Annotated in this window: 14 protein-coding genes and 1 tRNA gene; 6 read left to right on the forward strand and 9 right to left on the reverse strand. The window is 58.9% G+C overall.

The genetic code is table 11. The features are described 5' to 3' along the window. Positions 1 to 2457 (reverse strand): strawberry notch family protein (locus tag KYK83_RS14125; RefSeq protein WP_222828750.1); only part of this gene is annotated, 2457 nt, incomplete at its 3' end. A gap of 103 nt (positions 2458 to 2560) precedes the next feature. Then, complete coding sequence (locus tag KYK83_RS14130; protein WP_222828751.1) at positions 2561 to 3469, reverse strand: DUF7146 domain-containing protein; 909 nt, start codon at positions 3467 to 3469, stop codon at positions 2561 to 2563. A gap of 126 nt (positions 3470 to 3595) precedes the next feature. Here KYK83_RS14130 and KYK83_RS14135 point away from each other — a divergent pair, with 126 nt between their 5' ends. Then, positions 3596 to 4255 (forward strand): lytic transglycosylase domain-containing protein, encoded by a 660-nt coding sequence (locus KYK83_RS14135; protein WP_419956935.1) that lies wholly within the window; start codon positions 3596 to 3598, stop codon positions 4253 to 4255. Positions 4256 to 4267: 12 nt separating this feature from the next. Beyond that, on the forward strand, positions 4268 to 4465 hold the full coding sequence (locus KYK83_RS14140) for a DUF5818 domain-containing protein (protein WP_346729473.1): 198 nt from the start codon (positions 4268 to 4270) through the stop codon (positions 4463 to 4465). A gap of 15 nt (positions 4466 to 4480) precedes the next feature. On the opposite strand, the gene KYK83_RS14145 is transcribed toward KYK83_RS14140, so the two are convergent. The 7 genes from KYK83_RS14145 to aspS form a co-directional block, all read right to left on the reverse strand. Beyond that, positions 4481 to 5818 (reverse strand): tyrosine-type recombinase/integrase, encoded by a 1338-nt coding sequence (locus KYK83_RS14145; RefSeq protein ID WP_248284482.1) that lies wholly within the window; start codon positions 5816 to 5818, stop codon positions 4481 to 4483. 94 nt (positions 5819 to 5912) lie between these two features. After that, positions 5913 to 5989: transfer RNA gene (locus KYK83_RS14150), tRNA-Met, on the reverse strand. A gap of 167 nt (positions 5990 to 6156) precedes the next feature. Continuing rightward, positions 6157 to 6687 (reverse strand): 2'-5' RNA ligase family protein, encoded by a 531-nt coding sequence (locus tag KYK83_RS14155; RefSeq protein WP_222828753.1) that lies wholly within the window; start codon positions 6685 to 6687, stop codon positions 6157 to 6159. Beyond that, on the reverse strand, positions 6684 to 7655 hold the full coding sequence (gene mltG / locus KYK83_RS14160) for an endolytic transglycosylase MltG (protein WP_222828754.1): 972 nt from the start codon (positions 7653 to 7655) through the stop codon (positions 6684 to 6686). The genes KYK83_RS14155 and mltG overlap by 4 nt, the downstream gene beginning before the upstream one ends. Before the next feature lies 1 nt (position 7656). Next, positions 7657 to 8916 carry a beta-ketoacyl-ACP synthase II gene (fabF, locus tag KYK83_RS14165; RefSeq protein WP_222828755.1) on the reverse strand — a complete coding sequence of 420 codons (1260 nt, stop codon included), beginning with the start codon at positions 8914 to 8916 and terminating at the stop codon, positions 7657 to 7659. Positions 8917 to 9009: 93 nt separating this feature from the next. Continuing rightward, the gene (locus KYK83_RS14170) at positions 9010 to 9246 is read right to left on the reverse strand and encodes an acyl carrier protein (RefSeq protein WP_006834437.1); all 237 of its coding nucleotides are present in this window, start codon (positions 9244 to 9246) and stop codon (positions 9010 to 9012) included. Between the two features lie 119 nt (positions 9247 to 9365). Next, positions 9366 to 11183: an aspartate--tRNA ligase gene (aspS, locus tag KYK83_RS14175; protein WP_222828756.1), complete on the reverse strand. Its 1818-nt coding sequence runs from the start codon at positions 11181 to 11183 to the stop codon at positions 9366 to 9368. A gap of 179 nt (positions 11184 to 11362) precedes the next feature. Between aspS and rnd the strand changes: the two genes are divergently transcribed. From rnd to KYK83_RS14195, 4 genes are all read left to right on the forward strand, one after another. Next, the gene (gene rnd, locus KYK83_RS14180; protein WP_222828757.1) at positions 11363 to 12565 is read left to right on the forward strand and encodes a ribonuclease D; all 1203 of its coding nucleotides are present in this window, start codon (positions 11363 to 11365) and stop codon (positions 12563 to 12565) included. A gap of 9 nt (positions 12566 to 12574) precedes the next feature. Continuing rightward, entirely contained in the window at positions 12575 to 13471 is an 897-nt protein-coding gene (locus tag KYK83_RS14185; RefSeq protein ID WP_222828758.1) for a hydrogen peroxide-inducible genes activator, read from the forward strand. A 154-nt stretch (positions 13472 to 13625) separates the two neighbouring features. Beyond that, positions 13626 to 14957 (forward strand): TylF/MycF/NovP-related O-methyltransferase, encoded by a 1332-nt coding sequence (locus KYK83_RS17550; protein WP_222828759.1) that lies wholly within the window; start codon positions 13626 to 13628, stop codon positions 14955 to 14957. Positions 14958 to 15013: 56 nt separating this feature from the next. Beyond that, the gene (locus KYK83_RS14195) at positions 15014 to 15991 is read left to right on the forward strand and encodes a phytanoyl-CoA dioxygenase family protein (RefSeq protein ID WP_346729474.1); all 978 of its coding nucleotides are present in this window, start codon (positions 15014 to 15016) and stop codon (positions 15989 to 15991) included. The last annotated feature ends 21 nt before the right edge of the window (positions 15992 to 16012 follow it).

Raw genomic sequence — 16012 nt, forward strand, 5'->3', positions numbered from 1 at the left:
GCGGGGGGAGAGATCTATTTCGAGTGCTTCGCGTTCTGCATCGGAGAGATCGGCGAGGCGGCGGTTAAGCATGGCTTCGGCGGTCGAGACGAGTTGCACTACAACAGCGTTGCCGTCGGCAAGCGCCGTATCAATCGCAGGCAGCAGACTCGGCAGCTTCATCGATAGAAGGAGCTGCGCGAAGAAGCGCTGCTTGGTGCCTTCAAACACCGAAAGCGCAGCCGATTTGGCACCTGAATTCAGGGTATCGCCACTGTCAGTGTCGACGATCCGGGTTGCCTCGAGTGCCTCGCGCAGGTTGGCATGAATGATTGCCCAGGCGCCTGCATAGGCGTCATAAACCGCTACCTGGTCGGGGGTCAGGCAATGCTCGAGAATCTCGTACTCAACTCCGGCGAATGAAAGTGCCCTCGCCGCGTACAGTCCGAGTGCCTTCAGATCGCGCGCGACCAGTTCCATTGCAGCGATACCGCCATCGCGGATGTCTGCGACGAAGGCTTCACGATTGGCAAAAGCCGTCTCGGGACCCCACAGGCCAAGACGGGTGGCATAGGCGAGATTATTGACGTCGGATGCCCCGGTCGCCGATGCGTAGAGCACTCGGGCGCGCGGCAACAGATTCTGGATGCGAACACCGGCAATGCCCTGTTCCGATCCTTTGACCTTACCACGTGAGCCCTCCCCGCCTGCGGCGTTGGCCATCGCATGGGCTTCGTCGAAGACGATGAGCCCGTCGAAGTCCTCCCCTGCCCATTCGAGAATCTGATCGAGCCGGGTCGCGTCGCTTCGACCCGAACGGAGTGTCGGATAAGTCACGAAGAGTATGCCCTCGCGCATCCCGATCGGGACACCGAGCTTCCATTGGCCAAGGGGCTGGACGTCGATGGGAAGGCCGCCGAGCGCGCTCCAGTCGCGGCGGGCATCTTCGAGCAAAGCTTCGTTCTTGGAAATCCAGATGTGGCGCCGTTCGCCCCTCACCCACCGATCGAGGATGACGGAAGCGACCTGCCGTCCTTTCCCTGCACCAGTTCCGTCACCAAGAAAGTAGCCCATGCGGTAGGCGTGCCCCTCGGCGCTCGCCTTCAAGGCGCAGCCCTTGTCGTCGGGCTCAAACCGTCCCGGCAGATCGCGGGCATGCGCGCTTGCGGCATAGATCAGGGTCTCGGCCTGCGCAGCGGATAGGGCGCCCCCAGCAATGAGGCTCGACGGGAGCTGAGGCACCACTTCGGGCACGGGTGCGGTTATCGAACCCATCGCAACGGATTCGACCAGCGGGGTCGGATGCGGGACAGCATCTGCAATCGAGATCCGGCTCGGTCGGTAAGGCAAATAATGCCCAACCTGGCTTTCGATCGGCGCAGGTGCTTCGAGCGGAGTAAATTCAAGCGGCAGTATCGACGCCGCTGCCGCGGCTGGATGGATCTTAAGTGGAACCGGTTTCGTCCTGTTCGCCACCAGTCGAAGCGGCAAGGCTGGCTTGGTGCCGATGCTGGGTTCGGCGGGCAGGCTTACCCGGTCAGGGAGCATATCGATCAGCAAATGAAGCTCGACAAAGTTTGCCGGCTGGGCGATGATCGGGCTGTTATCATCCTCAGCCTTGTCGAGAACCACGAGCCGGGTTGAGATAGAGGTGCCCTGCTTGACGAAGCCGCGCTCGATCGTCGCGTTGAGACGCAACGAGACGGGACCGGCGATCCCGACAAGAAACTTCGGAAGCTCGAACCATTCGGGCATCACTGCGACCAGGCGTCCACCAGGCAGAAGGCGCTTCCAGGCAGAACGCAAGTGCCGGTCGCCAGTGCGGCTATCGTGGCCCCTCTCGATACCGTGTGAATAGGGCGGGTTCATCAGCACCACGCTCGGACCCACGTCAGGCGTGAGAAGTTCGTCGATCAGTTCCCCGTCAAATCCCGTGATTGTCGCCTCCGGAAACACAGTGCCCAGGCATTCGCGGCGCAACGGCGAAATCTCGTTGAGAGCAAGACGCGAAGTTGTCTTTGCTGCCCATACGCCCAGCATCCCGGTCCCGGCCGACGGCTCGAGAACCAGTTCATTGGCAGAAATCGCGCATGCCTTTGCAGCCATCCAGGCCAGACGGGGCGGCGTCGCGAATTGTTGCCACTCGATCTGCTCATCGCTCCGGTTGGACTGGGTCGGGACCAGACCTTCAAGGCGCGTGAAAGCCTCATCGGCAAAGCTGGATGACATTGCAGGTGAGAATTCAGTTGCCTGCGCCAGGAACAACACCTGCGCCAATTCAAGTGCAGCATGGGCATCGCGTATGGACCAGCGTCCTTCGGCGTCGCTACCGCCGAAGTGATCGGCCATTGTTGCATTCACAGTGAGCCGTGAAATTGCTTGATCTGCAGCGAGCCGCGCGGCCAGCGCCCTCGCGGCTGCCAGCACTTGCGGCTCGGCGGGATCGGAGAATGCGAAAGCGGTATTTGCGTGTGACATGAGAGACCTCCTGAAGAGGCCCTGGGTTTGTCCGGGTGTCCGTTCGGATGGATCCGCCCGGGGGCCTCACAAGGCCCCAAGCCCGCTTTCCTCTCACCGACATTCAGACCGTAGCTCGGACTGAGCGCATGAGCACATCATTCCAGTCGTCGCCGGTTAGCTCCGGACGCCTGGTGACAATCAGCCGCCCTTCGCAAGCGTAGGCCTCTCGCGCACGCTCTTCAGCAAGGTGCCCGCCCGCATCATTGTCGACAAAGAGATACAGCTGGTGCACCGATTCCGGGATTGTGGCCAAGCCGAAGCGTTCGTTTCCTAGCGTCGCCCAGCAGGGAACCTTGAACATTTGCATCGCTGAGAGGGCCGTTTCATTTCCCTCTGCGAGGCCAAGGCGTCCCCCATTCGGGTACGCGAAACGCACCGCCCCAGAACCGGGGCTGCCTAACGCACGCCTGGGCTGATCGAAAGAAGCCAAGCTGGTTTTGTCGAGGTCAAGGAAGGAGCGGTGCAGCGCCAGAATTCCGGCATCATTGCGCACAGCCGCCACCATCGCGGGTAGAAACCGGACAGCACCCTTTGGCCCCAGCGGCATATGCGGGTGGAAACGCAGCTCCGGCGAAGAAATCGTGATGCCTCTGGACACGAGGTACTTCTCGGCGGGGCTGCCAGCGATGGTCGACGCCTCACGCCAGAGCCTCAGCGCATTGCGATTGGCGATTTCCTCGCGCGGTTCGGCCACGATCGGACCACTCGTGCCATCGAACAGGTCCGCAATTCGTATTCCGAGCCCGGCCATGGCTTCTATCACCGCCTCGTTCGTGCAGCCGGCAAAGCAATGAACAAGAATTGCGCGCTTGCCGAGTGTGATGCTTAGCGAAGGAGTACGGTCGTCGTGGGCCGGGCAGCAGCACATTCCGCGCGAACGCGACCAGGCACCGCCCAGCTGCTCGACTATCTTGCGCGCGCGGTTTTCCAGTTGCCCGCCTTGGAATCGGGATGATCGGTGTTGGTGCATGGGGCATCTCCATCGTAACGTGCCTCCACCCGCGCAGCCTCCGCTCTGCGTCGCTGACGTTTCATTTTCCTACATCAGATGTTCTATATATGTTCTTTCCCGATTCGACCATTAAAGGATTCGGGAATGAGACTGAAATGGGCAGTAGCCGCAGTGGCAACGGCAGGACTTGGGTTCGTCCTCCCCGCTCACGCGCAGGAACTTGAGCCCAATCAGATGACCGTTGCCTCGGAGTTGACGACCGACGGCTTCCGCGTTGCAGAAGGAACCGATGGCTTCCTTCTCGTCGAACATGGCATTTGGAGAAAGCCTCCAACGGCCTCGTCCGAGCCGCCGGCTACCGATGCGGGTCGAACCCATCTGCCCTATCGATATCCAAAGCCCCAAGGCAGCGCGCCATCGGGCTTCCGTCGGGCAAGCTACCTTCCTCATGTTTACGCTGCTGAGGCTCAATACTCGCTACCAAGCGGCCTTCTCGACGCTCTTGTATGGACGGAATCACGATATAATCCGATGGCCATCAGCAAGGCCGGGGCCGCAGGCTTGGGGCAATTGATGCCAGGGACAGCGCGGGACCTTGGCGTTTCAAATCGCTCCGATCCCAAGGCAAACATCTTGGGTGCGGCCCGATACCTACGCCAGATGCTGGACAAGTTCGGGGTGGTTCATCTGGCCCTCGCCGCATACAACGCAGGTCCAGGTGCCGTCGAGCGCGCAGGCGGTATTCCTCGCAATGGCGAGACGCCGGCCTATGTGCGCGAAGTGCTGCGCCATTGGCGTTTTTGAACGGGGGGTGTTGTGAGCGCGGGTCGAATACGCGTCTCGGGAATTTTAAGCCGCGGTAGACGCGGGATGTTCCTGACCACGACAGACGAAGTCGTCTGGATCATCGAGAGCGAAGAACCCGAATGCGAATTCGTCGGATCAGAGGTGATTGTCGAGGGGGTTGTCGCAGGTCGAGATCGTTTGCGCGCAGACTGGATTGGACCGGTCTGATCGAAGCCATAGTTATCAGGCTGCGCGCTTCCCTGCCTTCTTGATGTCGATCACCTTCCCGCCGCTCAGATAGTCAGCCCAGTCCTGCATCATCCGGCGCCGGGGAGCCAGGTATTCAGCGGCATTATAAGCTCCACGCACGTCGTTTTTCTCCGAATGCGCGAGCTGTAGTTCGACCCAATCCTCATGGTATTTCCTGATCCACATGGGCGGCTTACCGAACTCGACCAACTGCTCATTGGCCCAGGTGCTCGCCAAGCCCCGGAAGCCGTGTACGGTTTGGCGGCTGTGGTATCCGAGGCGATAGAGCGCGTAGATCATTGTGTTCTCTGAAAGCGGCTTGTTCGGGCCGTTGCCCGGGAAGAGAAACTCGCCAGGCGCTGCTGCTATCATGGATTTCGCGATGTGCGTTGCCTGCTGCGAGAGGGGTACCAAATGCTCTCGTCCCATCTTCATTCGCTCGGCTGGTATGCGCCAGACAGGTGATTTGCCGCCCAGGTCTTCAAACTCGGATTTGGCGGCGAAACGCAGTTCCTTGGTTCGAACCCAAGTCAGGAGCGCAAAGAGAACTGCGTCACGGGTGATCGCGGACCGTCGTTCGCCCTCTTCCTGATAGGCATGCAGCTTCTCGATAAATGCGGGCAATTCGCTGAGCGGCAACCGGCTCATATGCTTCACTCTTGGTCGCGGCTTTAGCGCCCCACGCAAATGTGTCGTCGGATCGTTCGACGCCAGACCACACGCGATTGCGAACTGGAAGACTTGCCCCACCCCTTGTTTCGCACGCCGGCTGATATCGAGCGCGCCTCTTGCTTCGATCTTGCGGATCATTGCCAGGACGTCGGGTGCCATGATTTCATTCACGAGTTTTTCGCCGATGACTGGAAAGACGTCCCTTTCCATGCGCGACCAGACGCGTTCGGCGTGCGCGGCATTCAACGCGCTCTTTCGATTTTCATGCCAGCGCTTTGCGACCTCGAGGAAGGTGGCTCCTTCCTGCGAGATCACTTCTCCCTTGGATTTCATTGGATCCTTGCCCTCGGCTAGCAACGCCTTTGCGGCTGTGCGCTTGTCGCGCGCGGCAGCTATCCCGAGATCTGGGTAAGCGCCGAACGAGAGCAACTTCTCCTTGCCCGCGAAGCGGTACTTCATCCGCCATAACTTTGACCCGTTCGGCTGTACGAACAGGAATAAGCCCTCCCCGTCGGCCATCTTGTAGGCGCGCTCGCGTGGCTTGGAATTTCGGGCCTGAATCTCCGTGAGAGGCATTGGGGGTATCGCTCCTTTCCGATACTCCGCGAAAATACCCCCAAAATACCCCCACACCAAATCTGGCTGCATGTGGAAGACCATGGGCGCATGCGGACGCGAATCACCCGCAAACCTCTGCTTTTCTTTCGATTCTTGGAAAAATGCGGAAGCTAGTGGAAGCTTCCGGATCAAGGAATGGTAGCGGAGGAGGGACTCGAACCCCCGACACGCGGATTATGATTCCGCTGCTCTAACCACCTGAGCTACTCCGCCCCGAAAGGCATGCCGGGGCATTTGCTCGCTCGGCAGGCGGCGCGTTTAGGGCGGTCCGGCCACCGGGTCAACCGCGCAAATGTGCTACATGTGCGATTTCCGGAATGGGCCTCACGCAAACAATTTATCTTCGGTCACAACGGGCCGGCAAGCCATCTGTTTACCAGCTAGAGACGGCCATGTCCGCGGAAGTCGAACCCTTTCACCTTCTCCCAGGGCCCCCCTCGATACCGGAAGAGGTCAACCCCCGTGAACTGGAATGCTCGGGGCTCGATCGTGCCCGCCAAGGCTGTTTGCAGTGCCTTTGCTTCCTTGCCGCTGACTTTGTTCTGGATCGTCACATGCAGGCGTGGGCGATGCTGATCCTGTTGCGTCAACAGGCCATGAAAATGGTCGGCAATCAGTTCGCGTAGTAAAAGCATGTCCGCACTGATCAGTTTGACGGCCGTTCCCCGGCCCAATGACATTATGCCTTCGACATGGCCATCGATGGGCGCAAACTCTGCTGCCAAGCGCCTGAGATACGTGCACGCTTCCTCTTCGCACATGGCCGGCAAGGCGTGAAACAGCGTGACATGAGCTTCGAGATAATTGCGTTCTGCAGGAAAATGGGCCTTGCGAAGGGCCGTATATCGGGCGTGCAGATCACGCGGCAGCCGGGCCGTGACAATCAGAGGCGCTTCACCTTCGGTGTTCACATTTCCCCACGCTGGCGGCGGATCTCGAACCACTTGGCGACATTGCGATTGTGCTCGTCCAGCGTCTGGGCGAATGCGTGCCCACCAGTGCCGTCGGCCACCATATAACGCGCAGACGTCTTTGCCGGATTGAGCACGGCAGCAATGGACTCGCGGCCCGGATTTGTAATCGGCCCCTTCGGCAATCCCACCATCGAATACGTGTTATAGTCGTTGATGGCGGCAATTTCGGATTGCTTGATCCGTCGGCCCAACGGCCGGCCCTTCGTAATCGGGTAGATGATCGTGGGGTCGGCCTGCAGCAGCATCCCATCCTTCACGCGATTGGAGTAGAGGCCGGCGACCATGCGCCGTTCTCTGGCGACGCCGGTTTCTTTCTCGACGATGGAGGCAAGTGTCACGGCTTCCTGAATGGTATCGACAGCGATATCGTCGGCGCGCTTGGGCCAGGCTTCGGCGAGATAGTTCTGCATTGCCGCTTGCATACGTGCCAGCACGGCGCCGCGGGATTCGCCGCGTTCATAGTCGTACGTATCGGGAAGCACCGAGCCTTCGACCGGAACGGGGATCTCACCGGTTAAATTTTCTTCTGCCATCAGCCGGTCGTGAACCATGACGGAAGGCAATCCTTCGGGAATCGTAACAAAACGCCTTATCACCTCGCCATGCTGAAATGTATCGAGGATCTTCGAATTGCTGGCGCCTGCGGGCAAAAGAAATTCGCCGGCCATGATCGGATCGGACGATCCGAAGATCTTGGCGCGTAGCAGGAAGCCGCGAGGGTCGGAGATCAGCCCTTCATCCGCCAACTTGTCAGCCACGGACGTCAGGCTGGCCCCAGACGGGACGATGAAATTCGTATCATCCTCGACCTGGGCACTGCCCCACCAGCCCGACAGGAACCAGATAGCGCCAATCGCCAGGACGAGCGCCAATACGCTGGTTAGAAGGCACCCGGCCTTCTTCACGTCAGTCTACCTTCTTGATGATTACCGACGCATTGGTGCCGCCGAAGCCGAAACTGTTGTTGAGTGCGGCATTCACTTCGCGTTGTTTCGCCTTCAAGGGCACAAGATCCACACCTTCCGTGCCCTCGTCGGGGTTATGTAAGTTGAGCGTCGGCGGGACGATCTGGTCGCGAATGGCGAGAATGCAGAAAATCGCCTCGACTGCACCCGCACCGCCCAAGAGATGGCCGATGGCAGACTTGGTCGAACTCATGGATGCGCCACCAAGATCATCGCCCATCACACGCTTCACGGCGCCAAGTTCGATCGTATCGGCCATGGTCGATGTACCGTGCGCATTTACGTAATCGATATCGCTCGGCTCCATGCCGGCTTTCTTCAAGGCCATACGCATGGCGAGCTCAGCGCCTTTACCTTCAGGATGAGGCGCGGTCACATGATAGGCGTCGCCAGAAAGGCCGTAGCCGACGATTTCCGCGTAGATTTTCGCACCGCGAGCCTTGGCATGTTCATACTCTTCGAGCACGACGACGCCAGCCCCCTCGCCCATGACGAAACCATCGCGGTCCTTGTCGTACGGGCGGCTGGCTTCGGTCGGGCGATCGTTCATGCTCGTGTTCAGGGCCCGCGCTTGCGCGAAGCCGGCTACGCCGAGCGGATTGATGGTCGATTCTGCACCACCTGCCAGCATCACATCAGCATCGTCGAGCGCAATCATCCGCGCGGCATCGCCGATGGAGTGCGCGCCGGTGGAGCAGGCCGTGACGACGGCATGATTGGGGCCCATGAGGCCGTATTTGATGGAAACCTGCCCGGAGATGAGGTTGATCAACCGCCCATGAACGAAATGCGGGCTCACCCGCCCAGGGCCGCGCTCGTGAAGAACGATAGATTCGCTCTCAATGCCCGGCAAACCGCCGATGCCCGAACCGATCGATACGCCCGCGCGCAGTTTGAGATCGTCATCCATGTCGACAAGACCGGCATCTTCCAGCGCCTGGCCAGCTGCATCGATCCCATATATGATAAATGGATCAACCTGGCGCTGAACCTTGTGATCCACCCGCTTGTCGGGATCGAAACCGTCTCCGTGGTCCTTGGGTTTCACTTCGCAGGCAATAGTGCATTTCTGCCCGGTCGTATCGAACCGGGTGATCTGCCCCGCCCCGCTTTTACCAGCGATAAGGTTTTTCCATGAAGTCTCCACATCACCACCCAGGGGGGTGACGAGGCCAAGTCCGGTTACGACCACACGACGCATGCTATTCTCCGCAAAAAGACAACAGGCCCGGCCCAGTTACCGGGTCGGGCCTGTCCGAACCCGCACTGGGCGGGCATGAAGGCAGCTGAAGGCTTAGCCCTTGTGCTCTTCGATGTACTTGGTCGCATCACCAACGGTGGTGATTTTTTCGGCAGCGTCATCGGGGATTTCGACACCGAATTCTTCTTCGAACGCCATAACCAGCTCGACGATATCGAGGCTGTCCGCACCGAGATCATCGATGAAGCTGGCTTCCTGGGTGACCTTGTCGGCCTCGACGCCGAGATGCTCGACGACAATCTTCTGCACGCGGTCGGCAGTATCGCTCATTGTAATCCCTCTCAGATCTGGGGGTTATTGAATTGCCTGTCGCCCTAATGAACGCTGAAGGCTTAGGCAAGGGTCTAGGAATCGTTCTGACAGAACGCGGACGGTAGCCCGGGACCCGTTCACTCCCCGGCTTGGTCGACCCGCGTCGCTTCCGCGCCCTGCGGTTTGGGTGCATCAACGGTGCGAATATGAACATCACGCAATTGGCGCGGCGAAACAAGGCTCGGTGCGCCCATCATAAGGTCCTGTGCCTTCTGGTTCAACGGGAAGGCAATGACTTCGCGGATGTTGGGTTCATCCGCAAGCAGCATGACAATACGGTCGATACCCGGGGCCGAACCGCCGTGCGGCGGTGCGCCAAGCTTGAACGCCTCGATCATGCCCGAGAAGTTTTCATCGACATCGGCCTGCGTGTAACCGGCAATCTCAAAGGCCTTGTACATGATGTCGGGCCGGTGGTTACGGATCGCACCGCTGGACAGTTCGTATCCGTTGCAGACGATGTCGTACTGCCACGCCTTGATGTCCAGCGGGTCCTGGGTTTCGAGCGCCTCCATCTCACCTTGCGGCATCGAGAACGGGTTGTGGCTGAAATCGACCTTCTTGAGATCCTCGTCATATTCGAACATCGGGAAGTCGACGATCCAGCAGAACTTGAAGCAGCCTTCCTCGATCAGGCCCAGTTCCTCGGCCACGCGGGTGCGGGCAGCACCCGCGAGCTTGGCCGCGTCCTTTTCCTTGCCTGCAGCAAAGAACAGACCGTCGTTTTCGCCCAGGCCCAATTCTGCATAGAGTTTCTCCATGCCCTCGGTACCGTGGTTCTTGGCGATCGGACCGCCGAATTCGCCGCCCTTGCGGGTGACGTAGCCGAGACCGGCAAAGCCTTCGCGGCGGGCCCAGTCGTTCATCTCGTCGAAGAACTTGCGGCTCTTTTCATGCGTTCCCGGCGCTGGGATCACACGGACCTTGCCGCCGGTCCCGACGATTTTTTCGAACAGGCCGAAACCGCTGGTCGTGAAGTGTTCGGTCACGTCGCTGATGAGCAGTGGGTTACGCAGATCGGGCTTGTCGCTGCCATACTTCAGCATGGCGTCGGCATATGGGATGCGCGGAAATTCACCTGCAGGGGTCACAGTTTTTCCGTTCGCGAATTCTTCGAAAACGCCCGCCAGAACCGGTTCGATCGTCTGGAAGACATCTTCCTGCGTCACGAAGCTCATTTCGAAATCGAGCTGATAGAATTCGGGGCTGCGATCGGCGCGCAGATCTTCATCGCGGAAGCAAGGAGCGATCTGGAAGTAACGGTCGAAACCGGCAACCATGAGCAACTGTTTGAACATCTGCGGGGCCTGCGGAAGCGCATAGAAGCGACCCGGGTGCAGACGGCTCGGCACGAGATAATCGCGTGCGCCTTCCGGACTCGATGCCCCAAGGATAGGGGTCTGGAATTCGCTGAACCCCTGGTCGATCATCCGGCGACGCAGCGAAGTGATTACGCGGTTACGCAGCATGATATTGGCGTGCACCCGTTCGCGGCGCAGATCCACGAACCGATATTTGAGGCGCGTTTCTTCCGGGTAATCCTCCGCCGAATTGACGATCAGCGGAAGATCGTCTGCGCGGCTCTGGACATTGACCGAGCGCGCGAAGACTTCGATCTCCCCCGTCGGCAGGTTCTTGTTGACCGCCACATCGGCGCGCGCTTTCACGACACCGTCGATCGTGACGACCGATTCCAGCTTGATCTTGTCAAGAACTGGCAAGGCTTCGCTATCCTCATCGGCAACGATCTGCGTGATGCCGTAATGATCGCGGAGATCGATGAAGAGAACGCCGCCATGGTCGCGCTTGTTATGCACCCAGCCCGACAAACGAACGGTTTCGCCGACATCGTCTTTGTTCAGCGCGGCACAGTTGTGGGTACGATAGGCGTGCATCTAAAATCTTTCCATTTTCGGAGCTATAGCGCTAGGGGCGCGAAGGGCTGCGCTCCTCTAGCAGGAATCGCGCGCGCTAACAGGGCAAGCACGGCTTTTTGTCAAGGTTGCGCACGCCCTGTTGTCTTGGGCCGGTCCGGCCCGTGGGCGGCACTCCGCCCGAACCAGAAACGAGTACGATGAAAATACACGAACTGATTACGACGACAGAACCGCTGGCCGAACTGTGCGAGCGCCTGGCAAAACACGAATTCGTCTGCGTCGACACCGAATTCATGCGCGAGAATACCTATTGGCCTGAACTCTGCCTGGTGCAGATCGGCAATGAGGAAGAAGCTGCCGCCATCGACCCGCTTGCCGACGGTATCGATCTGACACCGCTGTGGGACCTGCTCTGTGAAAATGAAGACATTCTGAAGGTCTTCCACGCAGGGGGGCAGGATGTGGAAATCGTCTACAATTTTACCGGCAAGACGCCGCAACCGATCTTCGATACGCAAATCGCGATGATGGCGATCAGCCAGTCCGAACAGATCGGCTACGCCAATCTCGTCGAGAGCTGGCTCGGGCTGACCATAGACAAGGGCGCCCGCTTTACCGACTGGAGCCGTCGCCCGCTGACCGATCGGCAGATCGAATATGCGATCGGCGATGTGACCCACCTCGCCACGATCTTCCCCCGTATCCTGAAGAAGCTCATCAAGACCGGGCGTGGTGCTTGGCTCGATGCCGAAATGGATCGGCTCGCAGATCCTGCGAATTATGCCAATGATGCCGATATCGCGTGGCACCGCATTCGATCGCCCGGCCGCAATGCACAGGTACTTGGGCGCCTGAAGGCGCTCGCCGCCTGGCGTGAGAGCGAAGCTCAGCACAAGAACATTCCGCGCGGCCGCATCATGCGTGATGAAACACTGGCCGATATCGCCAGCCACCCCCCCAACAAACAGCCCGACCTCACGAAGGTTCGCGGCCTGTCGAACGCCTGGAAAGACAACGACATCGGCAAACGCCTGATGAAAGTGCTCGACAAGGCGGAACCGCTTTCGAAAGAGGAAATGCCCGAAAAGCCCAAGCGCGGCGCGCCGTTAGGCAAAGAAGGCGCCCTCGTTGCCGACCTTCTGAAGCTGCTGTTGAAGATCCGCGCCCGCGAAATCGATGTTGCATCCCGGTTGCTGACCAAGGCGGATGAAATGGAAGCCCTTGCCGCGGGTGTTCGCGATCTTAAAATCCTCGATGGCTGGCGTTACGAGGTATTCGGCAAAGACGCGCTCGAACTCGTCGAGGGCCGGCTTGCCTTCGCGGTCAAGGATGGCCGCTTGCTCATGACGCACATTGATGACCTCCATGCCGGTATGGTCGAAACGCAAGCTGCAGAATAGGCCGGCCGAGTGTCCACCTATCTGCCGACGCTGAAGCAACTGCAGTATCTTGTCGCGTTGCACGAGCACGGCCATTTCGGCCGCGCTGCGGAGGCGAGCTTCGTTTCTCAGTCGACGCTCAGTGCCGGGATACGCGAGCTGGAATCGCTCCTTGGTGTAACGCTGGTAGAACGAAGTCGCCGGGTCGTGCGCTTTACAGCGCTCGGCAATCAGGTGGTCGAAAAAGCTCACCGGATTCTGCGCGAAGCGGAGGAACTGGCGGATTTGGTACAGGCTGCGGGAAAGCCCCTCGCCGGCCAACTGCGTATGAGCGTAATTCCCACTATTGCCCCGTTTCTGCTGCCACGCTTTCTTCCGCGCCTGCGTCGCGAGCGTCCTGATCTGCAATTACTACTGCGTGAGGAAACCAGCCAAGACGCCGTTGAATCGCTTCAGCACGGGCGCGTCGACTGTGTGCTACTCGCCCTTCCCTTCACGACGGGCGAGATCGAACAGGCCCACATTGCGGATGACGAGCTTTATGTCGCCTTTCCAAAAGGCGACCCCCGTGACCCACCCGATGTCATTCCTCCAAGCATGATCGATGAGGGACGCCTGCTGCTGCTGGAAGACGGACACTGCCTCAAAGACCACGCCTTGGCCGCCTGCAACCGGCCAGAACTGCGGGCCTCGGCTACCATGATCGGCACGAGCCTGCATACGCTTGTCCAGATGGTGGATAACGATCTGGGGCTGACGATGCTGCCCAAGATGGCCATCGATGCGGGCATTCTAAATGGCACCGAAGTCGTCGCGCGTCCCCTCAAGTCGAAGAACGCCACGCGCGAGATCGCCTTGATCTGGCGCCGCAACTCGCCAAGACGGGACGATTTCGAACTTCTGGCACAGGAATTACGCGAGGGCTGACGCGGGCGTATGCGCGCCGCTGAACTACTCGTGTGATCTTCCAATATCACCGGCAATTCGGGAACTTAGTCCGAAATGGAACCGAGCACTGCCACTTGCGGAATAAACATGGCTGTCTAAACGTCTAGGCGGATATTTTCCGTGGGAATTAGAAGTGAAGCGACCTAAACGTCTGGTTCGACAGCTTAATCGATTGGCTGGTACGCGGGGCACACTCGATACCAATGCGCTCAACCGCTTTTCCGGTTGGGCCGCTGCGCGCGGCGACAAGGATGTGCTGATCGAGGCGTGGATCGATGGCAGGCCCGTCGCTTCAACCAAGACGGGTGTGGAGCGTCCCGATGTCGAACGTCATCTACCAGGTTACAAGCGCGGCAGATTCAGCGGCTTCACGCTGGAGGTGCCGAAAGATGCGATACCGCATGATCGTGTAGTCGACGTCAAGATAACTGCCCATCCCGAAGGGCGATTGGCCCCCAGAGTCTGGTTGGCAACGGCAAATCTGGCAGGAGATGGCCTTCTAGAGAAGCTCGCGTCCGCCCCGCGAACGGATATCGTCGGCCCTTTCCCTGCAGCTATCATCGATGCTGTCGCCGCCTATCGACCAGAGGCGGTCACCGACTTGCGTTCCATGGATGGTCAACATCAGTTCATCGTCGCCCTTCGCGAAATCCTTGTCGTGCCATCCTTGCGTGAAACGCCGGCGATCGCGGATTACATCCGCTATCTCCAGACCATCTCTGCGCATTTCGCCTTCGTCGATCGGTTTTTCCCCACCGCCAACCCCCGAGCACGTGAAGGCTCCGCCGATTTCCATGGCAAGCCCAATTCGGTGGGCGAAATCATTTCAATCGCGCACCAACTTTACGTGCTTAAATCCTACGGAGTTGAAGGCGATTTTGCCGAATTTGGCTGTTTCAAGGGGTTCAGCTCGTCGATGCTGAGTTTTGCTTGCAAACAGCTGGATTTGAAAATGCACATCTTCGATTCGTTCGAAGGCCTGCCAGAGGCGAAGCACAGCGGCTATACCGCGGGCGATTATGCCGGCAGCCTCGAAGAGGTTAGTGAAAATATTCGCCGGCTGGGATCGGTCGATCAGGTGACTTTTCACAAGGGTTTCTACGCCGATACTTTCCGCGAATACCGCCCGCCTCAGCTCATGTGTCTTTGGATGGACGTGGATCTCGAAGTATCGGCCAAAGACTTGATGGTTGTGGCTGATCGTCTTGATCCTAAGGCCAGCCTCTTCAGCCACGAGTGCGTGGCGGACATGTTTGCCGACGGAGAGATCGTGACGGCGCCCCGCCCCGATAACCCCATCCCGCCGGTACTCGACCGGTTCGAGGAGTTGGGGCGCCCCCTTACCGGGCACCATATTCACGGCCATACCGGAGCATTCTGGCCACGCACGGAAGGAATTCCCGCCCTTTATCATGAGACGCTGACGAGATTACTGGAAATTCTCAAAAAAGAGATATTCAAATAGCGGTGATTTGATCTGCCTGTTGGCAGGTCGGCAGCGATACAAAAAGGCAGCTTCGAGTGGCAGATCTGACTACCCTTCCCGATACGAAAACGGCAGCGCTATTCCCCGGTGTGCCTTTGATCGAATCGCCGATCTTTGACAGCGAGGACCTTGCGGGCTTTTCCGACCAGGAAAAGACATTGGCTCGGCAGTTGAATACCGATGGTTTCGGAGTCATCGATTTTCCCGACCCTGATATCGACGCGCGGATCGACCGTATCAAAAGCAATCTGGGTCCCGGTTTCGGCATCCCACTTGACGATCCTGGAGCCGACAAGACCAAGGGCGAGCGACGGGTTCAGGATGCGTGGACAACTGACGAAGATGTGCATGCCATCGCATCAAATCCCGCTATTCTCGATTTGTTGTCCAAACTCTATGGCCGTCGTGCCTTTCCCTTTCAGACTTTGAATTTTCCGGTCGGAACTCAACAGGCGCCCCATGCGGATTCAGTGCACTTTTCCAGCCTTCCCGAGCGATTCATGTGCGGCGTATGGCTGGCAATGGAAGACATTGCTGCCGAAGCGGGGCCACTTTTCTATGTGCGCGGATCACATCGATGGCCGATTATCTCGAACGCCATGATCGGTCGACGCGGTTATGGCAGTGACCTGCACTCTGCGCAGGCACCCTACGCCGACGCATGGCAAGCCCTGTGCGAGACACACGACAAAAAGCAAGAACCGTTTCTGGCCCGCAAAGGGCAAGCGTTAATTTGGACCGCAAACCTGTTGCATGGTGGTAGCCGTCAAACCGATCCCACGCTCACGCGATGGTCGCAGGTCACCCATTATTTCTTCGACGATTGTATCTATTACACCCCGGCCTTCTCCGATGAGGCGCTGGGCCAGCTGGCCCTCCGAAATCTCGTCTCGGTCTCCGACCAGACACCAAAGCCAAATACATATCTCGGCGAGGTGTTAGTTAGCGCCAAATCCAATGAACCCGCTTCCCTCCGCTCGAGGGCGAAGCGCCTTTTGGGACGCCGCAACTAGACATCCGACGGCCTTGTAGCG

The organism is Qipengyuania pacifica (assembly GCF_019857205.1).
Lineage (GTDB): Bacteria > Pseudomonadota > Alphaproteobacteria > Sphingomonadales > Sphingomonadaceae > Qipengyuania > Qipengyuania pacifica.